22 protein-coding genes and 1 pseudogene are annotated in these 22,819 nt (G+C 62.8%); 12 read left to right on the top strand and 11 right to left on the bottom strand.

What is annotated here, in order from left to right; translation table 11 throughout:
- Window positions 1-160 precede the first annotated feature (160 nt).
- The 3 genes from V1280_RS15450 (at window position 161) to V1280_RS15440 (ending at window position 4,312) form a co-directional block, all read left to right on the top strand.
- Window positions 161-2,233, top strand: coding sequence for an alkaline phosphatase family protein (locus V1280_RS15450; RefSeq protein ID WP_334525384.1), 2,073 nt, complete (start codon window positions 161-163; stop codon window positions 2,231-2,233).
- A gap of 328 nt (window positions 2,234-2,561) precedes the next feature.
- Complete coding sequence (locus V1280_RS15445; protein ID WP_334525381.1) at window positions 2,562-3,884, top strand: tetratricopeptide repeat-containing sulfotransferase family protein; 1,323 nt, start codon at window positions 2,562-2,564, stop codon at window positions 3,882-3,884.
- A complete protein-coding gene (locus tag V1280_RS15440; protein WP_334525378.1) occupies window positions 3,881-4,312 on the top strand; it encodes a hypothetical protein in 432 nt (143 codons plus the stop codon). Before V1280_RS15445 ends, V1280_RS15440 begins: the two co-directional genes overlap by 4 nt.
- A gap of 18 nt (window positions 4,313-4,330) precedes the next feature.
- On the opposite strand, the gene V1280_RS15435 is transcribed toward V1280_RS15440, so the two are convergent.
- Window positions 4,331-5,650, bottom strand: a complete 1,320-nt coding sequence (locus V1280_RS15435; RefSeq protein ID WP_334525374.1) for a dicarboxylate/amino acid:cation symporter — start codon at window positions 5,648-5,650, stop codon at window positions 4,331-4,333.
- Window positions 5,651-5,803: 153 nt separating this feature from the next.
- On the bottom strand, window positions 5,804-6,817 hold the full coding sequence (locus tag V1280_RS15430) for a formamidase (protein ID WP_334525371.1): 1,014 nt from the start codon (window positions 6,815-6,817) through the stop codon (window positions 5,804-5,806).
- A gap of 233 nt (window positions 6,818-7,050) precedes the next feature.
- On the opposite strand from V1280_RS15430, the gene V1280_RS15425 reads away from it, so the two are divergent.
- From V1280_RS15425 to V1280_RS15415, 3 genes are read left to right on the top strand one after another with little or no spacing between them, the layout of a single operon-like run.
- Window positions 7,051-7,719, top strand: a complete 669-nt coding sequence (locus V1280_RS15425; protein ID WP_334525367.1) for a TetR/AcrR family transcriptional regulator — start codon at window positions 7,051-7,053, stop codon at window positions 7,717-7,719.
- A gap of 8 nt (window positions 7,720-7,727) precedes the next feature.
- Complete coding sequence (locus V1280_RS15420) at window positions 7,728-9,593, top strand: adenine deaminase (RefSeq protein ID WP_334525364.1); 1,866 nt, start codon at window positions 7,728-7,730, stop codon at window positions 9,591-9,593.
- Window positions 9,594-9,605: 12 nt separating this feature from the next.
- Window positions 9,606-10,997 (top strand): NCS2 family permease, encoded by a 1,392-nt coding sequence (locus tag V1280_RS15415; protein ID WP_334525361.1) that lies wholly within the window; start codon window positions 9,606-9,608, stop codon window positions 10,995-10,997.
- Between the two features lie 8 nt (window positions 10,998-11,005).
- Here V1280_RS15415 and V1280_RS15410 read toward each other — a convergent pair whose 3' ends face one another.
- Entirely contained in the window at window positions 11,006-11,227 is a 222-nt protein-coding gene (locus tag V1280_RS15410) for a hypothetical protein (protein ID WP_334525358.1), read from the bottom strand.
- 352 nt (window positions 11,228-11,579) lie between these two features.
- On the opposite strand from V1280_RS15410, the gene V1280_RS15405 reads away from it, so the two are divergent.
- Complete coding sequence (locus tag V1280_RS15405; protein ID WP_334525356.1) at window positions 11,580-11,762, top strand: hypothetical protein; 183 nt, start codon at window positions 11,580-11,582, stop codon at window positions 11,760-11,762.
- 21 nt (window positions 11,763-11,783) lie between these two features.
- Here V1280_RS15405 and V1280_RS15400 read toward each other — a convergent pair whose 3' ends face one another.
- From V1280_RS15400 to V1280_RS15390, 3 genes are all read right to left on the bottom strand, one after another.
- Entirely contained in the window at window positions 11,784-13,163 is a 1,380-nt protein-coding gene (locus V1280_RS15400; protein WP_334525353.1) for a vWA domain-containing protein, read from the bottom strand.
- Between the two features lie 6 nt (window positions 13,164-13,169).
- Window positions 13,170-14,117, bottom strand: coding sequence for an AAA family ATPase (locus V1280_RS15395; RefSeq protein ID WP_334525350.1), 948 nt, complete (start codon window positions 14,115-14,117; stop codon window positions 13,170-13,172).
- A 147-nt stretch (window positions 14,118-14,264) separates the two neighbouring features.
- Window positions 14,265-14,465, bottom strand: coding sequence for a hypothetical protein (locus tag V1280_RS15390; RefSeq protein WP_334525347.1), 201 nt, complete (start codon window positions 14,463-14,465; stop codon window positions 14,265-14,267).
- Window positions 14,466-14,691: 226 nt separating this feature from the next.
- Here V1280_RS15390 and V1280_RS15385 point away from each other — a divergent pair, with 226 nt between their 5' ends.
- Entirely contained in the window at window positions 14,692-15,666 is a 975-nt protein-coding gene (locus tag V1280_RS15385) for a quinone oxidoreductase family protein (RefSeq protein ID WP_334525344.1), read from the top strand.
- Window positions 15,667-15,705: 39 nt separating this feature from the next.
- Here the strand turns inward: V1280_RS15385 and V1280_RS15380 are convergent, their stop codons facing one another.
- A complete protein-coding gene (locus tag V1280_RS15380; RefSeq protein WP_334525341.1) occupies window positions 15,706-15,981 on the bottom strand; it encodes a hypothetical protein in 276 nt (91 codons plus the stop codon).
- Between the two features lie 100 nt (window positions 15,982-16,081).
- Window positions 16,082-16,690 carry a S24 family peptidase gene (locus V1280_RS15375; RefSeq protein ID WP_148776743.1) on the bottom strand — a complete coding sequence of 203 codons (609 nt, stop codon included), beginning with the start codon at window positions 16,688-16,690 and terminating at the stop codon, window positions 16,082-16,084.
- Between the two features lie 162 nt (window positions 16,691-16,852).
- Between V1280_RS15375 and V1280_RS15370 the strand changes: the two genes are divergently transcribed.
- A complete protein-coding gene (locus V1280_RS15370; RefSeq protein ID WP_334525335.1) occupies window positions 16,853-17,386 on the top strand; it encodes a GcrA family cell cycle regulator in 534 nt (177 codons plus the stop codon).
- 38 nt (window positions 17,387-17,424) lie between these two features.
- Window positions 17,425-17,988, top strand: a complete 564-nt coding sequence (locus V1280_RS15365) for a hypothetical protein (protein ID WP_334525332.1) — start codon at window positions 17,425-17,427, stop codon at window positions 17,986-17,988.
- 46 nt (window positions 17,989-18,034) lie between these two features.
- Here V1280_RS15365 and V1280_RS15360 read toward each other — a convergent pair whose 3' ends face one another.
- The gene (locus V1280_RS15360; protein WP_334525329.1) at window positions 18,035-18,391 is read right to left on the bottom strand and encodes a hypothetical protein; all 357 of its coding nucleotides are present in this window, start codon (window positions 18,389-18,391) and stop codon (window positions 18,035-18,037) included.
- Window positions 18,392-19,086: 695 nt separating this feature from the next.
- Here V1280_RS15360 and V1280_RS15355 point away from each other — a divergent pair.
- On the top strand, window positions 19,087-19,272 hold the full coding sequence (locus tag V1280_RS15355) for a hypothetical protein (protein WP_027531907.1): 186 nt from the start codon (window positions 19,087-19,089) through the stop codon (window positions 19,270-19,272).
- A gap of 146 nt (window positions 19,273-19,418) precedes the next feature.
- Window positions 19,419-19,760 carry a phasin gene (locus V1280_RS15350; protein WP_057749686.1) on the top strand — a complete coding sequence of 114 codons (342 nt, stop codon included), beginning with the start codon at window positions 19,419-19,421 and terminating at the stop codon, window positions 19,758-19,760.
- A 225-nt stretch (window positions 19,761-19,985) separates the two neighbouring features.
- Here the strand turns inward: V1280_RS15350 and V1280_RS15345 are convergent.
- A pseudogene (locus V1280_RS15345) lies at window positions 19,986-20,817 on the bottom strand (alpha/beta fold hydrolase).
- 147 nt (window positions 20,818-20,964) lie between these two features.
- On the bottom strand, window positions 20,965-22,761 hold the full coding sequence (locus V1280_RS15340) for a ShlB/FhaC/HecB family hemolysin secretion/activation protein (protein WP_334525317.1): 1,797 nt from the start codon (window positions 22,759-22,761) through the stop codon (window positions 20,965-20,967).
- Window positions 22,762-22,819 lie beyond the last annotated feature (58 nt).

The following is a 22,819-nucleotide window of genomic DNA, read 5'->3' as shown; positions in this document are numbered from 1 at the left end:
CAGAAGCGCCTGTTGGTTGCGACAATAGGTCTCTGCTCGTTGTCATAATCTCGTAACCGAAGTGACATGGCCGAGCAGCACGTCTGACAAGCGCGCCTCTTAACCTGACACGCGTTGAAACGATTTCTCTGCATTCAGGAAACGAACGAGGGGTGTGCAAATGCTTTCGAAAACGACACGACGTCTGCGTGACCGTACCGTGGTGACAGCCGCGATTCTGTCACTGATGGGACATGACGTTTATGCGATGGACAATATACTCGGCGGTAGCAACAAGAACGGCGAGCGCACCGAGAGCCCGATCAAACATGTGATCGTCATTCTCGGCGAAAACCGCACCTTCGACCACGTCTTCGCGACCTATGAGCCGCGTCATCCGGGCGAACGCGTCGACAATCTGCTCTCCAAGGGCATCATCACCAGGGATGGTCAGCCCGGTCCGAATTACGCCAGAGCCGCGCAGTCCTCCACTGTCGTCAACAACACTTACTCGATCAATCCAAGCCCGAAGACGCCTTATAATCAAACGACCAACAAGGTGCAGACGCCTGGCACCTCCTATGCGCCGCAAACCTGCTACACCTCCGTCGATCAGGCTGCGCTCAATGGTCCGGGATGTCTCGCCACGCTGCAACTCGCGCAGCAAGGGGATTACGGTCTGAGCCAGCAGGACCTGCCGCTGCTGACGACCGGTGCGACCGGCCTGCCGGGCAATTCGCCCGACACGCGCATCCTGGACTCCGATAATCTGCCGAACGGTCCCTATCCGCTCGTGACCCTGGCGCAGGGCGGCGAAACTCCGTCGAGCCTCTACAAGACCTATGGCGGCAGCCCGGTGCACCGCTTCTACCAGATGTGGCAGGAGCTCGACTGCGACGTCGCAAAGGCGACGCATCACAATCCAAGCGGCTGCCAGGCCGATCTCTTCACTTTTGTGGAACAGAGTGTCTCGTCGGGCAGCAATGGCAATCCGACCCCGCACGCGCTGAAGGAAGGTGCCATCGCGCTCGGCTTCTATAACGTCGCCAAGGGCGACGCGCCCTATCTGGCCGAGCTTGCGCGCAAGTACACGCTCAACGACAACTTCCACCAGAGCGTGATGGGCGGCACTTTCGCCAATCACATGATGATCGGCTACGCCGACGCGCTCTATTACGCCGACGACAAGGGCGATCCTGCCAAGCCCGACCACGTTCTCGTACCCGGTTCCAATCCGCCGCAATACGTCAACGAGGTCGAGAACCCGAACCCGGCGCCGGGTACCAACAACTGGTATCTCAACGACGGCTATGGCGGCGGCAGCTATTCGAACTGCTCAGATCCCAGCCAGCCGGGCGTGGGTCCGGTCGTGACCTATCTCAGCGCGATCCATGTGTCGCCGCGCTGTGCGCCGAACGCCTATTATCTGCTGAACAACTACGTTCCGGCCTTTATCGGCAGCGGTGCCACCGATCCGATCAACAATGGCCCGTTCACTCTGCCGCCGGTCATCAAGCAGCGGCATATCGGCGATGCGCTGACCCAGGCCGATGTCTCCTGGGCCTATTTCGGCGAGCGTTGGAATGACTTCAAGACGGCCCCCGGAGAAGGCACTAACTTCGGCGCGCTGGACCCGGTCGCCTATCTCTATTGCAACATCTGCAACCCCTTCCTGTTCTCCGCATCGGTCATGACCCATGCGGCGCAGCGCGATGCGCACATGAAGGACACGCTCGATCTCTATGACGCCATCGCCAATGGCAAGCTCCCTGCCGTGTCGTTCGTCAAGCCGAGCACCTTCAATGACGGTCATCCGTCCTCGTCCCGTGTCGATCTCTTCGAGGCCTTCACCAAGAAGATCGTCGATCAGGTGAAGTCCAACAAGGAGCTGTGGAAGTCGACCGCGATCGTCGTCACCATGGACGAGGGCGGCGGTTACTACGACTCCGGCTATATCCAGCCGGTCGACTTCTTCGGCGACGGCACGCGCATCCCGCTTCTCGTCGTCTCGAAATACTCGCGCGGCGGCCACATCTCGCATGAATATGGTGACCACGTCTCGATCACCAAGTTCATCGAACGTAACTGGCACCTCAAGCCGCTCGGACCCAAGACGCGTGACGCCTTGCCGAATCCGATTGCGTCGGACGACAATCCCTACGTTCCCGTCAACCGGCCCGCGATCGGCGATCTCTTCGGCAACTTCAACTTCGCCGATCGTCACGACGACGACAACGACAACGACCAGGATTGATCGGGGCCGATAGCCTTCATCAGCATGACCCGGCGGCTGTCCAGCCGCCGGGTCAATCTCGTCTGAATCGCATGGAGCCACACGCGTGGAAGCCACAGGACAGCATGCCGCCAGCGCCGCTTCGATCGAGGCGGCGCGCCGTGCCTTTGCAAACGGCGATCTGAGCTCCACCGAGACGATCTGCGCAAAGGTGGTCGCAGGCAATTCGTCGGATTGGCGCGCCTGGGCACTGCTGACCGAGACCGCGCTGATGCGTGATCGTCTCGATGCGGCAGCGGTCAGCGCGGAACGCGCCGTCGCTCTCGCGCCGACTAACCCGATTGCGCTGGTGTTGCGCGCGAAATGCCTGTTCGTGAAAGGGGAGGCGCGTCAGGCCAGTGCAGCGACGGAAGTCGCGGCCGGGCATGTCGGCGAGGAGCCGGACGCGCTTGACGCAGTTGGTGCTATGTTTGGCCTGCTCGGGCTGCAACAGCGGGCGAGGGAGCTTTTCCGCCGCGCTGTCGCCCTGAAGCCCGGCGTTCCGCAGTATCTGTTCAATCTGGCCGCCGCCGAGCGGATGATCGGCGCACTCGGCGACGCCGAAGCGCATTGCGATGCGGCGATTGCGTGCGACCGCCGCTACGGATTGGCCCACTATCTGCGTTCGGACCTGCGAATCCAGAGCAGCGACCGCAACCATGTCGACGAGATGGAGGCCGTGATTGCCGAAAGACGTTTGTCGGCGCCGAGCGAAATCATGTTGCGCTTTGCGCTTGGCAAGGAGTGCGAGGATCTAGAGCGTTGGGACCGTGCTTTCGCCCACGTCGAGGCCGGCTGCAACCTCCAGCGCCGGTCGCTGCCGCGCGACCCCGCCGCCGAGATTGGCGAGGTCGATGCGATTATCCAGACACACACGCGAAGATGGATCGAATCCGCGCCGCTTGGATACGTCGATGTCGCGCCGGTCTTCGTCACCGGCTTGCCACGCACCGGCACCACGCTGGTGGAGCGGATTATCGCGAGCCACTCCGCGATGCATTCCGTAGGCGAGACCAGCGCGTTCGCTGCCGAGATGCGCCGCACCATGGCGGAACGTCCGGGGAGTCGTGACCTCGAGGGTATTGGCAGGCGCTACCTGGATCAGGCTACCGCGCTTCGCGTGCCGGACAATGTCCGTTTTGTCGACAAGACGCTCGAAAACCACCTCTATTGCGGCCTCATTCACGCGGCGCTGCCGTCCGCGAGGATCATTCTCGTGCAGCGCCATCCGATCGATTCGTGCTGGGCGATCTACAAGGCGCACTTCCGCGGCAAGTTCTCGTTCTCATATCACCAGACCGAGCTCGCGGACTATTATCTGGCGTACCGTCGCCTGTCGCGACACTGGCGCGCAGTGCTACCTCCAGACGTGCTCATGGAAGTCAATTACGAGGACGTCGTTCGGGATCAAGCTGCGGCGAGCCGGGATATCATCCGGTTTCTCGGGCTTCCCTGGGAAGATGGGGTGATGCGCTTTCACGAAAGCCCGGCGCCATCGGCAACCGCCAGCGCCGTTCAGGTGCGCCGTCCGATCTACGCATCCTCGATCGGGAAATGGCGTCACCATGCCGAGCGGTTAGGGCCACTCCGCGAACGCTTGGCGCGGGAGATACCGGAGGCGGAACTCGCATGATGATGCGTCGGCCGTTCCTGCTCTTCTTGATCGCGTCTGCCATCGTTCTGCCCTTCGGTCGAACTGCATCGGCCGAGGTGAAGGTCGCAGGCAAGCCGGAGGCGGTTCATGTCGAGGTTCACGAGGCCTCCCTCCATGACGTGTTGGCCGCGTTGCAAGAACGGTTCAATCTGCGCTATCGCACGATCGATGCGCTGGAGACCCATATGACGGGTGTCTTCGACGGACCATTGCGTCGGGTGGTGGCGCGGCTCCTCAGCGGCCATGACTATGCGATCCAGGTCAACGCTGACGGCGTTGACGTCCTGGTGCTAGCGCCGCAGGGCCCAAGCGTCGCCGTCGTCGCTACGGTGACGCCGGCAAGTGCTGCCAGGCCGCCGCTCACGGCGGCCGAGCGTAGGCACTACGAAAGCGGGCACCTGCGCTAGCGACGGGACGCGCACGCCTCAGCCCTCGGTCACGTCCACCAGCTCGCCTCCCGCGAGGACCTTGGCTGCCTTGGCGCGGTCGAGGTCGCCTTCCCAGGCGGCCACGACGACTGTCGCCACGCAGTTGCCGATGAGGTTGCCGACTGCGCGAGCCATGCCGATGAACCAGTCGACCGACAACACCAGCACGAGGCCGATCGCCGGAATGCTCGGCACCGCGTTCAGCGTCGCGGCGAGGATCACGATTGCCGAGCCCGGTACGCCGTGCGCGCCCTTTGACGTGATCAGGGAGACACCCAGCACCAGCAGAAGATCGCCGAACGACAGCGGCGTGTTGGTGGCCTGCGCGATGAAGACGACGGCAAGCGTCAGATAGATCGAGAAGGCATCGAGGTTGAAGGAATAGCCGGTCGGGATGACCAGTCCGACCACGGAATCCTTCACACCCATTCGCTCCAGCTTCTTCATGATCTGCGGCAGCACCGCATCGGACGAGGCGGTCGCGAGCACGATGGTCAACTCTTCGCGCAGGTAAGAGAGGAACTTGAGGATGTTGATTCCGGCGAGCGCCATCACGCTGCCGAGCACGCCGAGGACGAAGATGCCGACCGAGACGTAGAACAGCATGACCAGCGAAACGAGCTGCTTCAGCGAGCCGACGCCGTATTTGCCGACGGTGTAGGCGACCGCGCCGAGCACGCCAAGCGGGGCGACGCGAACAATAAGTCCCATGACGCGGAACAGCACGGTGGAGGCCGCGTCGATGATCGAGGTGACGAGCTTGCCCTTCTCGCCGCCGACCAGTGCGAGGCCGACGCCGAACAGGACCGCGAAGAACAGCACCTGGAGCACGTCGTTGCGCGACAATGCGTCGAACGAGGTGCTGGGAATCACGTTAAGCAGGAAAGCGCCGACGCCCGCGCCTTGCAGCTTGTGGGCGTTGTCGGCGTAGGTGTTGAGTGCCTTGGCATCGAGCGTCGAGGGATCGATGTTCATGCCATGGCCGGGGCCGAAGATGTAGGCGAGGATGAGCCCGACCACGAGCGCCACGGTCGTCATCACCTCGAAATAGAGCAGCGCCTTGACGCCGACCCGGCCGACCTTCTTGAGGTCGCCGGCGCCGGCAATGCCGTGCACGACGACGCAGAACACGATCGGCGCCACGATCATCGAGATCAGCTTCAGGAAGGCGTCGCTGAGGATCTTGAGGCTGATGGCGAAGTCCGGGGCGACTACGCCGAGGACGATGCCCAGGATCAGCGCCGCCAGGACCTGGACGAACAGCGAGGCGTAAAGCGGTTTGGGCTCTGCGGCCGGGGCCGCGGCAATGGTCGACATGATAAATCCCCCGATTCTGACGACGTTTGGTCCCAAGAACAAGAAAGAGCAACTAACGTGCCAGATTGTCGCGGATTATCCAGGAAACGTCTGGTTTTCCGGCCTGGTATCCCCGATACGGCGGCGATTGCTGCGCCGTGGGGTCTGAGGCTTTCACTCCGCCGCCTTCGCGGTCTTGCCGAACATGCGGCTCGGCGCCGGGAAACCGCAGGAGGTGCCGTCGGTGATTTTGACCTGGTCTTCCCATGGCAGCCGGTAGGTGCCCGCAACCATGTCCTGCATGAAGGTGTAGGGGCAGTCCATCGCACCGCCCTTCACCGCGACATAGCCGCGGTGCCAGAGCTGGTAGATGTTGTTCTCGACGCCCCAGTTGATGCGGGCCTCGCGCACCAGGTCGGGCCGCACCTCGGCGGTGATGATCTCGTCGGTGCGGCCGGTAGTGCCGTGCGCCAGCACGGTGCCGTCGAAATTGACGATCATGCCTTCGCCCATGGAATCGAACGAGCCGTCCGAGCCGCACATGCAGACATTGGCCGTGACCATCAGGTTCTGGAACGAATTGGCCTGGTTGGTGAAGCGCCAGGAATCGCGGATCGGCGCGGTGTAGCCGGCAGTGCGGATCATCATCTCCGCGCCCTTGTAGGCGCATTCCCGCGCCATCTCCGGGAACATGCCGTCATGGCAGATGATCAGCGCGATCTTGGCGCCGTTCGGGCCCTCGATCACGGGAATGCCGATATCGCCAGGCTCCCACGGCTCGACCGGAATCCAGGGATGAAGCTTGCGGTAATAGAGCTTGATCTCGCCGTGGTCGTCGATGATCAGGCCGGAATTGTAGGGGTTACCATGCGGGTTGAACTCCATGATGGAGAAGCAGCCCCAGATACTGTTGTCGATGCAGGCCTTCTTGAATGCCGCGACCTCGGGCCCGTCGAGCCGGCACATGATCTCGGGATTGGTGTCCATCGAGAGGCCGTGCAGCGAGTATTCGGGGAACACCACCAGATCCATGGTGGAGAGATTGCGGCGCGCCTTGCCGACCATCCAGGCGATACGCTCGGTCTGCCTGGCGAGATCGGCCTTGGTCACGACGGTCGGCAATTGTAATTGAACCAGTCCGATAACTACGCCCTCAGGCGATTTGTTCAGCCCGCCAAGCCCGTTCATGATCAGCTCCCTCCGTCGGCTCCCTTGCCGTCCGCGCGACGCCGTTGCGCGCAGTTCTCGGCAGAGCAAATCCGATTTTGGCGGCGCACAAAAGTCCATTTTTCAGGCGGCAGGCAATAGTCGCGCTCGCATGGGCCGCTGGCCCCTAGATCATGCCGACGCCCATTGTTGCGGCGCGGCCTGCCTCAACTCTCGGCTTGACCCTCCAGTTTGTCTGATGTCAGACTTATGACATGAGTACAGCAAAGCGACATATCGCCAACCTTCGCGACGAATATGCCGAGATGACGCGGCAGCGCATCGTTACGGCTTTTGTCGAGACGCTGGAGGACGAGGCGGCCGACGACATTTCCATGGCCGCGGTCGCCAAGCGCGCAAAGGTAGCCGAGCGAACCATCTATCGGCACTTCAAGACCCGCGCTGAGCTGTTTGCGGCGGCCGGCGAGTGGATCGAGGACAACGTCTTCAGCTACATTCCCTTCACTTCGCCCGACGAACTGCCGGATATTTTCCGCAAGCTGTGCAAGCGGTTCGACCGTCATCCGCATCTGGCGCGTGCCATTGCGATGACGCGGGCGGGCCGCCGGGTGCGCGCCGGCTTCCGGCGCCACCTGATCGACCAGCATCGCAACGCGATGGCGCCGTTAGCGCGGCATCTCTCCGCGAAGGAGGTCCGCCAGGCCGAGGCGCTTGCGTCCTATCTCAACAACGTGCTGGCCTGGAACGCGATGCGCGAGGACTTCGGCATGTCCAGTGCCGAGATCGCCGACACGGTCGAGTGGGCGCTCACGACCCTTTTGAATGATGTCCGTCAGCGCGATGCCGCTGCGGCGCGCAACGGCAAGGCCGGCAAATCGCCGCGCAAGCGAACCACGGCGCGCGAAAGCAACGGCGTAGAGTGAGGCAGGCCATGAATGCGATCCCCGACGACCTTCTGATCAACGCGCCCGACGAAGTCCGCACCCGCCAGGACCTGGTGCTGACGGCGCTCGGCCGGCGTCCGGCCGATCGCTCCCTGCGGGTCGGCAGGTTGCTCGACGTGCACAGTCGCACCTGGAGCGAGGATCAGGAAATCGTCTTCAAGGGACGGCGCATCGCCTGGGTCGGGCCGGCCGGTAGCTATCCCGGCGAGGTCCGCGAGCGGGTGCACCGGCCGGATCTTGCGGCCGTCCCCGGCTTCGGCGAGGTGCACAAGCACATCGAAAGCTCGCATCTGACGCCGGAGTGGGAGGCGGCGCTGGTGCTGCCACATGGCAATACCTGGACCTGCGAGGCGAGCCACGAGTTCTCCAACGTCAACGGAGCCCGCAATCTCGAGTTCTGGTTCGAGGCGCGCCGCCGCGGCTCGCCGCTCAAGATATTTCCGCAGCCGGGATCGGCGGTGCCGCCGACGGCCTACGAATGGGGTGGCGGCTGGTATGGCCACGACGAGCAGGCGGGTTTCATGGCCGAGAGCCTGATGGTCACCGGGCTCGACGAGGTCATGGATTGGCCGGCGGTGTGGAATCCCGACAATCCCTCCTACAAGCGGCTCTGGGGCATGATCGAGGCGACGTTCGCAGCGCGCGGTGTCGTTGAAGGCCATGCCTCCGGCCTGCGGGATCTGCCCTCCATCAACGCCTTTGCCGCGGCGGGGCTCGCCTCCGACCACGAAGTGCAGACGCCGGAGGAGACTTGGGACAAGCTCACCCGCGGCCTGTTCGTCGAGCTGCGCGTCTACGCGATGGATGAGATCGTGAAATGGCTGCTCGCGAAGGGTCTGCAGGACTGGTCGCAGATCGCGTTCACGACGGATGACCGCAGTGCCAGCCACACGCTCGAGCTCGGTGCCAGTGATCACAATGCGCGGGTCGCGATCGAGGCCGGTCTTGCGCCTGAAATCGCAATCCAGTGTCTCACCATCAACCCGGCGCGGCATATGCGCATCACGCCGTTCGTGGGGAGTCTCGCTCCAGGGCGTTTCGGCGATGTCGTGCTGCTCTCGGACGTCACCAAGCTCACGATCGCCGAAGTGTGGGCCGATGGCGCGCAGGTCTCCGAGGGCAAGCGCTATCTTGGTCAGGTGCCTGAAATCCAGTGGCCGGATTGGGCAACGAAGACGGTCAACATCAAGCGCTCGATCAAGCCTGAAGATTTCGAACTGCCGGCCGAGCCCGGCCGTACCACGATGAAGGCGGCGGTGATCCGTCCCTTCCATTGGCATCCCGAATTCTACACCCTCGAGCTGCCGGTGCGTGACGGTGCCGTGCAGCGCGACGAGAGCGAGGCCATCACCAAATTCGCCATCGTCGATCGCTTCTCCGGCGATGGGCGCGTCGCAAAGATGTTCTGGCGCGGCTGTGGTCCACGCACGCCGGAGACGGCTGTTGCCTGCTCGGTGGCGCACGACAAGCACAACATCTGGGTGGTCGGCTCGTCCGACGCGGCGATGGCAAAGGCGGTCAACGCGCTGATCGAGCTTCAGGGCGGCTGGGCGCTGGTGCGCGAGGGCGAGCTCGTCGCCACCGTGCGTTTCGAGGTCGGCGGGCTGATGAGCTGTCGTTCGGCGCAAGCGCTCGATGCCGAGATGCAGGCGCTCTATGCGGAAGGTCGCAAGGTCGACTGGATGTACGAGCCGACGTTCCGGCCGCGCTGGTATCCGGGATTCCCGGAGAGGCTCATGTTTGCGACGCTGACCTGTGCGCCCTGGAGCTGGGTGCTGGTGGCGCCGTGCGAGCAGGCGCCGCTCGGCTTCATTAATGTGCAGACCGGCGAAGCGCACCCGGTGGTCTGGTAGGGGAGAACTGGGATGAACGAGATGACGAAGCCGCAAGCCGCGCCCGCCGAGCCAACAACACCCACAGCCTCGGGGCTGCTTGATCGTACCTTTGGCCTCACCGAGCGGGGCACGAGCGTCGGCCGCGAAGTGATGGCCGGTGCGACGACATTCGCGGCGATGGCCTATATCATCGCCGTCAATCCTGCGATCATGTCCAACGCCGGGATGGACCGTGCCGATCTCGTCAGCGCCACGGCGCTCGCCGCGATCGTCGGCTCGGTGATGATGGGGCTGTGGGCCAATCTGCCGCTTGCGGTGGCGCCCGCGATGGGCTCGAACGTGATCTTCACCTATGTCATCGTCAAGCAGATGGGGATGCCCTGGCAGGGCGCACTCGCCATGGTCGCCTTCACTGGCGTGCTGTTCCTGATCCTCAGCCTGTCGAAGCTGCGCGAGAAAGTCGCGAAGGACGTGCCGGAAGCGCTGAAGATCGGCATCCAGGCGGCGGTCGGTACCCTCATCGTCTTCATTGCATTACGGGGCGCCGGATTCGTGGTCCAGAATCCGTCAACCTATATCGCCATGGGCTCCTTGCGCAGCCCGCCGGTGCTGCTGACGCTGTTCGGTCTCCTGCTCACACCGGTGCTGGTGGTGCGCCGGGTGCCGGCGGCGCTGATCCTGTCGATCGCGGCGCTCACGCTGATCGGCTTCTTCGTTCCAGGCGCAAACGGCAAGATGGTGACGTCAGTACCGTCAGCCATCATGGCGTGGCCGCGCTGGCCGACAAGCACCTTCATGGCGCTCGACATCGGCTATCTCTTCAGCCATTTCGTCGTCGCGCTGCCGCTGCTGTTCTATTTCCTGTGCGCCGAATTCTTCTCGACGCTGGGCACGCTGATCGGCGTGACGGGGGCCGCCAATTTGCGCAAGCCAGACGGCTCGATCCCGAATGCCACTGCCGCATTTGCGACCGATGCGACGGCTTCCATCGTCGGGCCGCTGCTCGGGACCTCCGTCGTCACGGCCTATATCGAGTCCATCACCGGCGTGCAGGCCGGCGGTCGCACCGGCCTGACCTCGTTGACCGTCGCGGGTCTCTTCTTCCTTGCGCTGTTCTTCTGGCCGGTCTTCGTCATCATCCCGCCGCAGGCGACCGCGCCCGCACTGGTGCTCGTCGGCGTGCTCATGATGCAAGGACTTGCCCGCATCGACATGACCGATCTCGCCAACGCGGTTCCGATCGTGCTGACGCTGCTGGTCACTGTACTGACCAACAACCTCATCAACGGAATGGCGCTGGGGACGCTGAGCTACATCGCTCTCGAAGTGGCGGTCGGCCGGCGGTCGCAGATTCCGGCAATGGTGTGGGGACTTGGGGTCGTGTTCGTCGCTTACGCGATCGTGACCGCACAGATCTTTTGATGCGCACGTTAAGCTGCGAGGTCCAGCAATCGGCACGATCCGCGCACCAGTACCTTGCGTCCCATGGGAGTCATTGCGGGCACGCCATTGTCAACGACAACGAGACCAAGCTTGACGAGGCTGTCGACGAGATAGGCCTTCGCGAGGCGATTGTTCGCTACGGGGTTACGAAGTGTGCGCAGGGCTGCCCATTGATCCGGCGAAAGATCGAGTTCGAAATCGTCGTTCATGTTGCCTCAAGCGATAGTCACGTTCGCGCGCCCCTGTTAGCGGCGCGGCATGAACACCGTGCGACGACAATGAGTCGGGAATTCGGTGAGCTGTTTAGAACTTCTCTTCACGAATTGCCGCAGTCTGTTGCGCCACAATAGTTAAGATTGCTTCGATGCAAATATCGTCCCGAGCGCTGATCACTAATTGATGATCTTCACTTGATGTTGCGCTGCGACGGCCCCAGTGCATGGGAAGCGTTGCTGTCTCATTCTGCGTCGCGATATGCACAGAAACCGTGAGACGCCGGGTTCGCGATTCTGCTAGGCTGATTCGCGGGGAATCGCTTCACACGACAAGGAGTGTGAGTGCATGAACAGGCTGGTGGAAATTCGCAGTCAGGAATCCCTATGCCGTGAGCGTGCCGCGCTCGATTTTGAGCGTCGGGTTTTCTGGCTTACGCAAGCCCAGGAATGGGAACAGCGCGCGCTCGACGAAATTGCCTATCACTTTCGCGAGTGCAATGTCGCTCACATGGAGCTTGCGCGAAGCTGATGCCCGCCGTGAGCTGAGGACTTACTGGTAAGTCGCAACGATATCGGAGACCGCGCGCTCGAGCTGCTGCGCGGTGGCGCATTGTCGCACGACGCTGCAAAAGGTCGCATAGCGGGGCATCTCGGAATCGCCAAAGCCCCAGGCGAGCCGTCCTTCGGGGTTGAGCCAGACCAGTCGCTTCGAGCGCTCGGAGATTCGCCGCAGAATGTCTGCGCGCGGGTCGAGATTGTTGCTGCGGGCATCGCCGAGCACGATCACCGTGGTCTGCGGCGTCAGCGTGCTCATGAAGTCGTGCTCGAAATCGACCAAAGAGGAACCGTAGTCCGACGAGCCGAAGCCGACCTTGGACATGATCTCGGCCATCGCCTCTTCGGGCGACTTCTTCTCCAGGATCTCGCTGACCTCGATCAGATGCGACGAGAACGCGAAGGAGTGGACGTCGTCCACAACCTCATGCAGGGAGTGGATCAGGAGCAGGAAGAAGTCTGAGACCTGTGCCACCGAGCCCGAGACGTCGCAGATCGCCACGATCTTTGGCCGGTCGCGGTGCTTGCGTTTCCACGCGGTGAGGAAAGGTATGCCGCCCCAGGCAGCGTTGCGGCGGAGTGTGCGGCGGACATCGAGGTGACCGCGGCGCTGGCGCTTGCGCGGCTTCGAATAGCGCTCGCGCAGGCGGCGCGCGATCTGGCGGATGAGAGCGCGCATCTCCGCGACCTGGCGCCGCTCGATGCGGGCCAGTGGCGCATTGCGCAGGATTTCGTTGCGGAGGTTTTCGGCTTCTTCACGGGCATAGAGCGCAAGCCCTTGGGAGACGGTGTCGCGGACTGCTTCGCGCAAGGCGTCTAGCGCGCCGCGGAGACGCTCAGCCAGCGACGGATTGGTCGTGGCGAGTTCGTCGAGATCGTCGCGGAGGCGCTGAAGGCCCATGGTGTCGAGGATGCGGCTGGAGAAGATGCCGCGCTGGGTGGAGTAGCGGATGTCCGAGAGCGAGGCTGCACCGGATGCGGTAGCGATGGCGGCCTGGATCGCGTTGCGATCCTGCGACATCAGCATTTGTGCAAGTGGGCCCAATCCTTCGGGAGGTTGTCGTTCGCCCGCTTCGCTGGCCAGGCTTGAGGAGGGCGATTGATCCGCGTCCTGCGAGGCGCCGTCATCGTTGTCGGCCGCAGGCTGGTCGTCGCGGGGCTCGGGCTGGCTGAAGAACAGATCAAAGCAGTCGCCGAGCGCGAGCTTCTCGTCCTGCGACTTGGCGAGCGTCAGAAGCAGCGCGTCGCGCAGAATGGCACGGTCGGTGAGACCGATCTGCGCGACGGCGCGCATCGCATCGATACTTTCGGCGGGCGAGACATGGACGCCGGCCCCGCGCGCCGCCCGAAAGAAACGATGAAAGTTCTCGCGCATCGGGCGTCAACCGAAGACGTTGGATCGTGATGCCTTGGCAATGAAAGTCGTGATCTGGGGGTGAGCCGCCTCGATATCGGCCTCGTATTTCAGGAGCACGTTGAGAGTGTCCTTGACGATCTCGGTGTCGAGCTCGGTGGCCTGCAGCAGCACCAGCACGCGCGCCCAGTCAATGGTCTCGCTGACCGAGGGCAGCTTCTTCAAGTCGAGCGAGCGGATCTCGTGGATGAAGCCGACCATCTGCCGGCGCAGCGTCTGCGAGATGTTCGGCACGCGGCTCTCGACGATGCGCTCTTCCAGCCGCTGCTCGGGGAAGCCGATGTGCAGATGCAGGCAGCGCCGCTTCAAGGCGTCGCCGAGGTCACGCTCGTTATTGGAGGTGAGGATCACGGTCGGCGGCGTGATCGCCGAGACCGTGCCGAGCTCGGGGATCGTGACCTGGAAGTCCGAGAGGATTTCCAGCAGCAGCGATTCGAATTCGGCATCCGACTTGTCGATCTCGTCGATCAGGAGCACGCAGCCGCCCGGCTGCTCCAGCGCCTGGAGAAGGGGACGCGGCTCGACGAATTCCTTGGAGAAGAACACGTCGCCGAAATCATGAAGCTGTTCGAGCGCGGCGTGCAGCGTCTGCGCGCCGCCAAGGACTTCGCCGAGCTTGTCCTTGAGGATCTGGGTGTAGAGCAGCTGCTTGGCGTATTTCCACTCATAGAGCGCCTTGGCCTCGTCGAGACCTTCATAGCACTGCAGGCGGATCATCTTCATGCCGCGCCACGCGGCAATCGCCTTGGCAAGCTCGGTCTTGCCGACGCCCGCAGGGCCCTCGACCAGGATCGGCTTCTCGATCTGTTGCGACAAATAGACTGCGGTCGCGATCTGCCGGCTCGCGATATAGCCCTGCGCGGCGAGGCCGCTCTCCACTGCCTCGATCGAGGTCGAGGCCTTCTGTTCAGCCACGAAAGGGCGCTCCCAAAGGTCTTGCTTGAGGCTTGTTCTGCCTGCGTTCCCGGCAAAGAACAAGCCTCGTTTGGGACGGGCCTGATCCGCGCTGACGGCCGCTTTTTCCGTTCAGCGCAAAAACTTAAGAGGCGATCGATGGTGCTGTTAGTGCCGCAGCAGCTCGGGCTTGCGGATGGTCTGCCTGACCTCGGCGCCGCAATCGGCGCATTCGTAGACGAAGTCGATCTTGGCAAGGCTCCAGTGCGGCTCGACCTCGCGCACATACATCGGCAGGAACCCCATGCATGTCGGGCAAATCACAGGCGCGATTTCGACATCCTGATGATGCTGTACATAAGCTGGCATCTCGGCTCTCCTTCGCAGGCGACCACCAAACCCCGCGCAAAGGCTACTGCCGGTTGCGTCGATGCCGTCATCAACTCTTTCGAACAGAGACGGAACGGCGAGGGTTTGTCGTTCGCTGTGACATTCTTGTTACGTCTCTGTACTGTAACGGGCGGACCAAATGCCTATTTCACAGGCCGATCCGCATTCCACGGACCTTCACTGCAACGATAAGGGAGCAACGCCCATGACGCATGCCATTCGCTTTCACAAGACCGGCGGTCCGGAAGTCCTGGTCTGGGAGGAGGTCAACGTCGGCAAGCCCGGGCAGGGCGAGGCGCGCATTCGCCATACCGCTGTCGGTCTCAACTTCGTCGACATCTACAACCGCTCGGGTGTCTATCCCGCGCCATTGCCGAGCGGGCTCGGCAGCGAGGCCGCGGGCGTTGTTGAGGAGGTCGGGCCGGGCGTTACCGATCTGAAGCCGGGCGATCGCGTGGCTTATGGTGCATCACCGCTCGGTGCCTATTCCGAGGCGCGGCTGATCCCCGCCGACCGGCTGTTGAAGCTGCCTGACGGCGTCGACGACAAGACCGCGGCTGCAATGATGCTGAAGGGGCTGACCACGCAGTACCTGATCCGGCAGACCTATCGCGTGAAGGCTGGCGACACCATTCTGCTGCATGCGGCGGCCGGTGGCGTCGGCCTGATCCTGAGCCAGTGGGCAAAACATCTCGGCGCGACCGTGATCGGCACGGTCAGCAGCGACGAGAAGGCAAAACTCGCCAAGGCGCATGGCTGTGACCACGTCGTCATCTACACGCGCGAGGATTTCGTGAAGCGCGTCGACGAGATCACCGGCGGCAAGAAGGTGCCGGTGGTCTATGATTCCGTCGGCAAGGACACGTTCCTGAAGTCGCTGGACTGCCTCGCGCCGCTCGGCGTCGCAGCGCTGTTCGGTGCGTCCTCCGGCGCGGTCGAGCCGCTCAATCTCGGCCTGCTCGCCCAGAAGGGCTCGCTCTACGTCACCCGGCCGACGCTGTCCACCTACGCCGCCAAGCGCGAGAGCCTGGTCGCGATGGCGAACGAGCTGTTCGACGTCGTCAAGTCCGGTGCGGTCAAGATCGAAGTGCAGCAGACCTATGCGCTGAAGGACGCTGCCAAGGCGCATGCCGACCTCGCCGCGCGCAAGACCACAGGATCGACCGTTCTGACGGTGTGATCTGCAACTCGACCGTGGCGCAGGCGGCTTAGGCCTGCGTCACACCTTCTCGTGCTTGCGCAGGTCGCGGGCGTGATCGTGGCGGATCGCCTGGAGGTCGACATCTTCAGGCGGGATCTGGGGAAGGGCGGCCTCGGCCAGGATGGCCTCAGTCACGTCCTCGACCGAATTCTCTGCGATTTCGTGGATGAACGAGATGTTCTGGTATTCGCCGGAGGTGACGCGGGAAATGACCTCGCGCCTTGTGATCTCGGGGTCAACGATCGCCTCGCGACCGCGCCGCCCGTAGTCGATCATCACGACGAAATACTGCACGAAACGATCCTGCCGCGCACCCAGGGCCGGGTGTGCGGCAGAGTATTTCCGAAAAACGGAATTAAGTCAAGGTCGATTTCTAAAAATCGGAAATCGCGGCCTACCGGCCCTTCTTGCGGGGGCGGGCCGACTTGGCGCGCAGCCGCTCCAGCTGGCCCTTGGGCATGGAGAGGCAGATCTCTCCGACCCAGTCGAGCTTGACGCCGACGATCGGCTTGGCGTTGAAGCTGTTGAGATTGACGACGGAGGGGGATTTGCCCCGCTCGATGGTTTTCAAATAGCGCTCGCCGGTCTTGAGCCGGACCACGGCCTCTTCGCCGTAGAAGCTCGACAGCGGATGGCGCTGGTCCTTGTAGACCACGATCACGTCGCCGCTTTCGTATTTGGGCAGCATCGAATCGCCCAGGATCTCAAAGGCGACGGTCTCTTCCATGATCGGGAAGGGCAGCGCGATGTCGCCGAGCCCCTCTGGAGGGACCTGCTCGAAATCCGGCTCGATCACGGCGCCGGCGCCGACCCGGCCCATGATCGGCGCGAGGTTCAGCTCGAGATATTGCATGATCGGAATAATTTCGGAGGCCTTCACAAGGCGTTCGCCGCCGAGGATTTCCGACACCGCGCCCGGGCGCACGCCCATCGCCGCGGCCAGCCCGCCCTTGCTCTTGCCCGTCTTCTCCAGGCCCCGTTCGATCATCGCAGCGTCCAACATGGTGATTCCCTCGATTGCCCATGGCTCTGCCTCTTGTAATCCGAAATTCGGAATTGATGCAATTATGAATATCAGAATTATTGCTTGACTTCGTATTCGGAATAACGGAATGTGTGTTCCGCCTCCGGATCGTGCGATCGGGGCGCATCACAGGACAGCAGCATGGAACCGGGCCATTGGTCGTCGGAGCATTCCGACGCGCTTCGCGACTATTTTTTCAAGGGACTGTCATATGCGGAGATCGGAAGGGAGATTAACGCAAGGTTTGGAACGGCTTACACGCGCAATGCGGTGGTCGGTCGCGCCAAGCGGCTCGGACTCGCCGCGCCCGAACGGATGACGAGTCCATCGATCGTGCCGTCCTTGCCGGGCGATCCCGGTCCGCTCTCGCCGCCGCGTGTTGCAATACCCGGCCTGAACCTGCCGCCGCCATCGGCATTAAGGCCGGCCAATCCGGTCAAATTGCGCTGCATCGGTGTCCGGCCGCGACTGATCACGCTGCGCGAGCTCGAGCACGGCGATTGCCGCTATCCCTATGGCGGTGACAGGGAGGGGGAGGAGATCAGCTTCTGCGGTCACCCGCGTCAGCCCGGCTCGAGCTATTGCGCGCCGCATGCGCATCTGACCCGCGGTCCCGCAGCAGTGTCCGGCCGTATCGCCGGTGCCGTCATGCTGAGGCTGGTCTCTGTCGCCTGACCAGCGCCTTCTCAATTCAGTTTGCAAGGAGTTTCCGAGTGGCACGTGCCAGACGCAACATGTCCTACAAATTGACCGGGCTTCACGACCGCCGATCGCGCGACCTGCCGTTGAATGCAGAATTGGCGGAGGTTGAGGTCGACAATCCCCTGGCGCTCGATCTGGACGAGAAGATCGTGGCGATGCGGTCGATCCGCAACGATCCGCTCGGCCGGCTGCACGCGCACCACCAGATCGACGAGGCGCAATATCGGGGGGGCCGCGCCTACCAGAGCGACTGGGAGCGAGCGGAGCGGGGCCCTCAGGCCATGGATCCGACCCGCGAATATGTCGACGGCGCGCGCTCCCGCGAGCCGGTCACCGAGAGCCAGCGTCAGGCCGTATTACGGCTGAACCGGGTCGAGCGCGAGCTCGGCACCGACGGCGCCGCGCTGGTGCATGACGTGCTGGTGCTTGGTTTGACGATGGACCAGATCGGGCAACGACGTGCCGTCCGCACCCAGCGATGGAATGACTATTTTGCGCGCCGTTTTCGCGAATGCCTCGACCGGCTGGCGCTGGTCTACGGCTTTGCCACCGATGCGCCGGCGCGGCGCCGCTGAATGTGGCTGCCGGCGGCTTCCGCCGCCGGCATTCTCCCGTCGCTCCTCACGGATGCGGTATGATCTGGTAGGGCGTGGTGTAGGGCTCGACGCGGAGCGAGGCGTTGGCCAGCAGCCCGATCTTGGCAGTCGGCGCCTGCTGCATCTCACCGTTCTGTCCGCGATGCACGTTGTACTGCCAGACGGTGAGGTCGCCCTTCTGCGCCAGTGCGTGCGCGACCGCGCTCGCGTCATTGCCGCCGAGCGCCTGAAGCTCCTCGGGCGATAGCCCGACGACGATCTCGTCCTTGATGGTGACGACCTTGAAAAGGTTCATCTTGGTCTCCTGCGCCCATGCGCCCTGTGCCGAGAGTGTAAGAAGCGCAACCGCGGCGCCCTTGATGAGATCGCAGCGAGAAAGCATGCCGCCGTCCTTTGGTGCTGACGCGCGCCCGAATCAAAACAGTCCGTCAGCCATGGCGCCCGTGATCTGCGTGGCCGTTTCGCAACCGCTTGGTCGTACGATGTTGAACAACGGTTCACGGAGCGCGGAATATCGGGAGCGATGAACCCCTGACGTGGGGCGGCGAGCCCAATCCGGAGATCAAGGGGGACTCGTCGGATGGGGCCCGTATCGGGACGCTGGAGATCGACGTTCATTTTTCGTGGGCGATGCAACCGCCGAAATCGGGCTCAACGATTACGTGTATACGCTGAAGAGGCGTTAGTTCGCGGCTGCTAATCTCCGTTCACACGGGAAACAAGGTGAAACGGAGGTCTAATTGACTGCAATCGGGGCCCTGTGGTGACTGGTTGCTGCTTCTTGACGCAGGTGGGTGACGGCAGCGCATATTCCTGATATCCGGAATTGCCGTGGCACGATGCCGACGAAGCATCGCTGGTCTTACGGTTTGGCTTGCTCGAGGGGTTGTTCCTTGCCATAATTGCAACTTCTCGGGTCGGGCCGAGGCTCTCCAGATTTGGAGCTCGGCATGCCAACCTGCTGAGGTGCCCCGACCTAGAGTTTGTCGTCGCCATGGCGTTCGGTGACGGCGTGCGGTTCTCGACCCGGCTCCCGACGCCCAACATCGAGGGGCCGAGTCCTGTGATAGGTGCGAGATGAAGAACCTCAATTTCGCGGCTGAACTGCATCTTAAGCTCGGCGCACCCGCGAACGGGACCGTCGAAAGTCTCCGCCTGCTGCGCGCCTTTCTCAAGCTCGCTCCCCGGCAGCGCTTTGAGGTCATCAAGCTCGTCGAAGACCTCGTCACTGACGAGACCATCCCCGAACACCCGCTGTCTTGAGCCCGGCCACGGGCCGACATTACGCTTTGTCCACCTTTCAGACCGGAAAGCGGACCGCCAGGTGGCGTCCGTTGCCGGCGCTTGGCCGCTGGAAGGCAATGCGACAAATGTGGTAATGAGTTGGAAAAAGAGGGAGGAGTGCGACCATGATCGAACCGAAGCTCGAAGTTCCGGCCGAACTGCGCGACCTGGCTGAGAAAACCATCGACCAGGCTGAGAAGGCATTCGGCATGTTTTTTGATGCCGCCACCAAGTCGATGTCGTCGGTCCCGGGGGCTGGCGCGGACGTGTCCAAGCAGGCGCTCGCCTTCACCGAGCAGAACATGAAGGCGGCGTTCGAACACGCACGCAAGCTGGTTCACGCCACCGACCTTCAGGAAGCGATGCGAATCCAGTCCGAGTTCCTGCGCAGCCAGTTCACCAATGCCGGCGATCATATGCGACAGATGACCGGCAACTTCATGCAGCCGGGCAAGGGTAAATCCTGACAAGGGAACGTTCTGATTTCCCGCGCCACGGCCGTGTGCTTACAAATTGATCTTGCGTAGTGACGCGCCGCGCATTTCAATTCCGGTGCAGGTCCATGATGGGCCACCGGATGATCCTCATTCGCCGTCCGTCATCCTTTCTGCTGATCCCTGTCGGTTCACCCGGCAGGGATTTGCATTTTGAAGACGCGTTTGCGCTTGACGCCAAGAGCTGCGTCGATCTGCTTAGTAGTCGCCGGGATTCATGATCATCGGGGAGGTCGTATCGGCCGGCGCGAGCGCGCTGCTGGCGCTGTCGCGCAGGAAGCGGTCAAGTGTCGCCTGGATCTTCTCCTTGACCGAGTCGGGCCCGCGATCGCTCATCTCGGTATGCTGCGCACCGGTCGGGATGATGTCGATGCCGCGCGCCTTCGCCTCTTCGGGCGTCGGCAGCACGCCGGGGTCGGTTTGGAAATGCGGATCCTTGGAGCGGAACGACAGGATCTTCATGCGGTCGTTGAGCACGAAGGGCACCCGGAGATTGTCGAGTGTGATCACCTTCGACACGAGCTCGGGATGCTGCTGGGCGACATACATCGAGACGTCGCCGCCATTGGAATGACCGACCAGCGTGATGTGGTCGTAGTCGGCGTTCTCCTGCCGCCCCTTCAACGTGTTCAGCACGTAGAGGATGTTGGCTTCGCAACGCATATAGACCTCGCGGCGGCCGACATATTTCTGGCCGACATGGGTCATCAGGGGCGGATCGCTCGGCAGATCCTGCTGAATGCTGGCGACGAGATAGCCGCGCGCCGCAAGCACGTTGGCGAGGAAGGAATACTCGATGGCCTTGACCGTGTTGCCGTTGCTGATGATGGCGACCGGAAGCTTTCCAGAGGCCGAGATTGGCCTTGGTCTCGTAGTCGCGCCGCACCGCAATCTCGACCGAGATCGGCCGCTGTCGCGCGGCGTCGAACAAGGACAGCATCTCGTGACGGATCGCGAACCTGCTGACGACGACATACTGGCCCGCCGCGAGGACGCAGAGAAAAGCCAGGATTGCAAACACCCTCTTCATGGTTCCGTCTCAATCACTTTTGACTGAACGTGGCTATTGAAAACTCACGGATCGAGAGATCGTGAGTACGTTACGGGATTAAATTTAGGCAAGTCTGTGAGAAGGGTCCCAAAAAGGGCCCCCAAAAGCCCATCGAGCCGGGCGAGGCTAGAGGCAGGTCGCCTTGCCGCGTTGCGGGCAGAGCCGGAAGGCGCTTGAAAGTGTGAACAGGAAGCGCGGGCTGCGGCGCTCATTGTCCGGCGCCCGGTAGCTCAAGGGCACGGCCACGCCGAAATCCGCCTGAATATCCTCCGGCAGGAAGAACCGCACGCCGACACCGGCGGACGTCAGCGCCAGACCGTCGCTTAGCCGGTAGCCGTCGTTCCAGACTGCGCCGGCGTCGCCGAAAGCGTAGAGCTGGTAGCCGCTCCAGTAGCGGAAGTTGAGCTTCTGGTCGAAGCGAACTTCGAGCGAGCCGGCGAGACCGTTGTCGCCGCTGATCTCGGCCGCACCATAACCGCGGCCGAAGGCTGCGCCGCCGAGATAGAACTGCTGCGAGGTGAACAGCGGCCGCGACGCGGTCTGGCTCGCCGCGGAGAGCTTCAGCGACCAGGCGTCATTGACCGTCTGGTAGCGCGTGAACCAGAGGTTCAGCACGGAGAAGTTCGAGGACGCGCCATCGCGCGACAACAGATCGTCGTCGAAATGCGAGGCGCCGAAGACGTCGAGGCCCTGGCGGAAGGTCATCGTCGCGTAGTTGGTGCCGCCGAAGCGATCCTGGAGGCGGTAGTCGGCGGTGAGGCTCGCGGTCCTGATGTGGTCGTTGTACCAGGGGCCGTAGAGATCGTGCTCCGATACGTTGCTGAAAGTCCCGGCCATGGTGAGCGTCAGTCCGGACGATTGCGACATGAAGGGCACGGTGCTTGCCCGCACCTCAAAAGCCTCCGTTGTGGTGATGTCGCTGTCGAGGCGCCGCGCATCGCCCGGCCGGACTGCGCTGTAGAGGACGGAGGCGCCGAGGCGTACGCCGTCGACGCCGACCGGTGCGTCATAGGACAGCCGCGCGAAGCCGAGCTCGCGCGGGTCGTTGGCGACGGTCGACAGGTTGACGGCGAGCGTGTCGCCGGGCGTGAGGTACGAGTTGAACGCGCCCGTCGCGTAGGTCTGCCATGGCCCGACCGATGACGAGCCGAGATTGTCCAGGCCGAACGACGTGAAGACATGCCAGGTCTTCAGATAGACGGTGAGGCGGAAGCGACCGGTTGCACCGCCGATCTCCTCCAGCGCGGTATCGGTGATCCGAACGCCCGGCCTTCCGTTGATGAGGAAGAGCTGGCGTTCGAGCGTTGCCAGCCGCGACGGCTGCTCGGCCAGGACCGGCCCGAGCATCGGCCTCACACCGAACTGCTCGGCGCCGTCACCCTTCAGGTCGGCCTGCGCGATGGCGCCTTCGATCACCTGGATCCGGACGCGGCCATCGGCGATGTCCTGCGGTGGCACGATCGCCCGGCTCAGATGGAAACCGTCGGCACGGTAGAGATCACTGATTGCGCCGGCGATCGCAGCGAGGTCGGCTTGCGAGACCTTCTTGCCGAGATAGGGCTGATACAGGGTGGCGATGCGATCGTGAGGGATGACGTGGGCGCCGCTGACTTTGATGCCGCGCAGCACGAACTGTGGTCTGGTATCCCCGTCGGTATTGGGCTGGCCGACCGAGGGCAGCTTCACCGGAGGTCGGCTCAGAGATTCCTGCTCGGTTTGGTTTTCAAAGTACTTCTCCGGCTGGCGCGGATCGAACCCCGGCTGGTTCGCCTGCTGCGCGAACGCCGGCGGAGTTCCCGCAAACGTTGGTCCTAGTAGCACCAATGTGGCAGCAAAATACCGTCCAACCGCACCAGGCGCGGACCGTTCTCCGTAGTTTGACGGAGAGGTCTCCGTGCGCCGGTAAGGATTCAGTAGCCACATGATTTTTCATAGTTTTTTATGGTCAACGATTGGTTAATGCGGCCGACCGACTCCCCGA

This window comes from Bradyrhizobium sp. AZCC 2230, from assembly GCF_036924495.1.
Classification (GTDB): Bacteria; Pseudomonadota; Alphaproteobacteria; order Rhizobiales; family Xanthobacteraceae; genus Bradyrhizobium; species Bradyrhizobium rifense.
This window is presented reverse-complemented; position numbering and strand designations above follow the sequence as displayed.

What these genes read in the sequence shown, in the direction of transcription:
- V1280_RS15450 (WP_334525384.1), top strand. Translation starts at nt 161, where the DNA reads ATGCTTTCGAAAACGACACGACGTCTGCGTGACCGTACCGTGGTGACA.
- V1280_RS15440 (WP_334525378.1), top strand. Translation starts at nt 3,881, where the DNA reads ATGATGATGCGTCGGCCGTTCCTGCTCTTCTTGATCGCGTCTGCCATC.
- V1280_RS15435 (WP_334525374.1), bottom strand. Translation starts at nt 5,650, where the DNA reads ATGTCGACCATTGCCGCGGCCCCGGCCGCAGAGCCCAAACCGCTTTAC.
- V1280_RS15430 (WP_334525371.1), bottom strand. Translation starts at nt 6,817, where the DNA reads ATGAACGGGCTTGGCGGGCTGAACAAATCGCCTGAGGGCGTAGTTATC.
- V1280_RS15425 (WP_334525367.1), top strand. Translation starts at nt 7,051, where the DNA reads ATGAGTACAGCAAAGCGACATATCGCCAACCTTCGCGACGAATATGCC.
- V1280_RS15420 (WP_334525364.1), top strand. Translation starts at nt 7,728, where the DNA reads ATGAATGCGATCCCCGACGACCTTCTGATCAACGCGCCCGACGAAGTC.
- V1280_RS15415 (WP_334525361.1), top strand. Translation starts at nt 9,606, where the DNA reads ATGAACGAGATGACGAAGCCGCAAGCCGCGCCCGCCGAGCCAACAACA.
- V1280_RS15410 (WP_334525358.1), bottom strand. Translation starts at nt 11,227, where the DNA reads ATGAACGACGATTTCGAACTCGATCTTTCGCCGGATCAATGGGCAGCC.
- V1280_RS15405 (WP_334525356.1), top strand. Translation starts at nt 11,580, where the DNA reads ATGAACAGGCTGGTGGAAATTCGCAGTCAGGAATCCCTATGCCGTGAG.
- V1280_RS15400 (WP_334525353.1), bottom strand. Translation starts at nt 13,163, where the DNA reads ATGCGCGAGAACTTTCATCGTTTCTTTCGGGCGGCGCGCGGGGCCGGC.
- V1280_RS15390 (WP_334525347.1), bottom strand. Translation starts at nt 14,465, where the DNA reads ATGCCAGCTTATGTACAGCATCATCAGGATGTCGAAATCGCGCCTGTG.
- V1280_RS15385 (WP_334525344.1), top strand. Translation starts at nt 14,692, where the DNA reads ATGACGCATGCCATTCGCTTTCACAAGACCGGCGGTCCGGAAGTCCTG.
- V1280_RS15375 (WP_148776743.1), bottom strand. Translation starts at nt 16,690, where the DNA reads ATGTTGGACGCTGCGATGATCGAACGGGGCCTGGAGAAGACGGGCAAG.
- V1280_RS15370 (WP_334525335.1), top strand. Translation starts at nt 16,853, where the DNA reads ATGGAACCGGGCCATTGGTCGTCGGAGCATTCCGACGCGCTTCGCGAC.
- V1280_RS15360 (WP_334525329.1), bottom strand. Translation starts at nt 18,391, where the DNA reads ATGCTTTCTCGCTGCGATCTCATCAAGGGCGCCGCGGTTGCGCTTCTT.
- V1280_RS15355 (WP_027531907.1), top strand. Translation starts at nt 19,087, where the DNA reads ATGAAGAACCTCAATTTCGCGGCTGAACTGCATCTTAAGCTCGGCGCA.
- V1280_RS15350 (WP_057749686.1), top strand. Translation starts at nt 19,419, where the DNA reads ATGATCGAACCGAAGCTCGAAGTTCCGGCCGAACTGCGCGACCTGGCT.
- V1280_RS15340 (WP_334525317.1), bottom strand. Translation starts at nt 22,761, where the DNA reads ATGTGGCTACTGAATCCTTACCGGCGCACGGAGACCTCTCCGTCAAAC.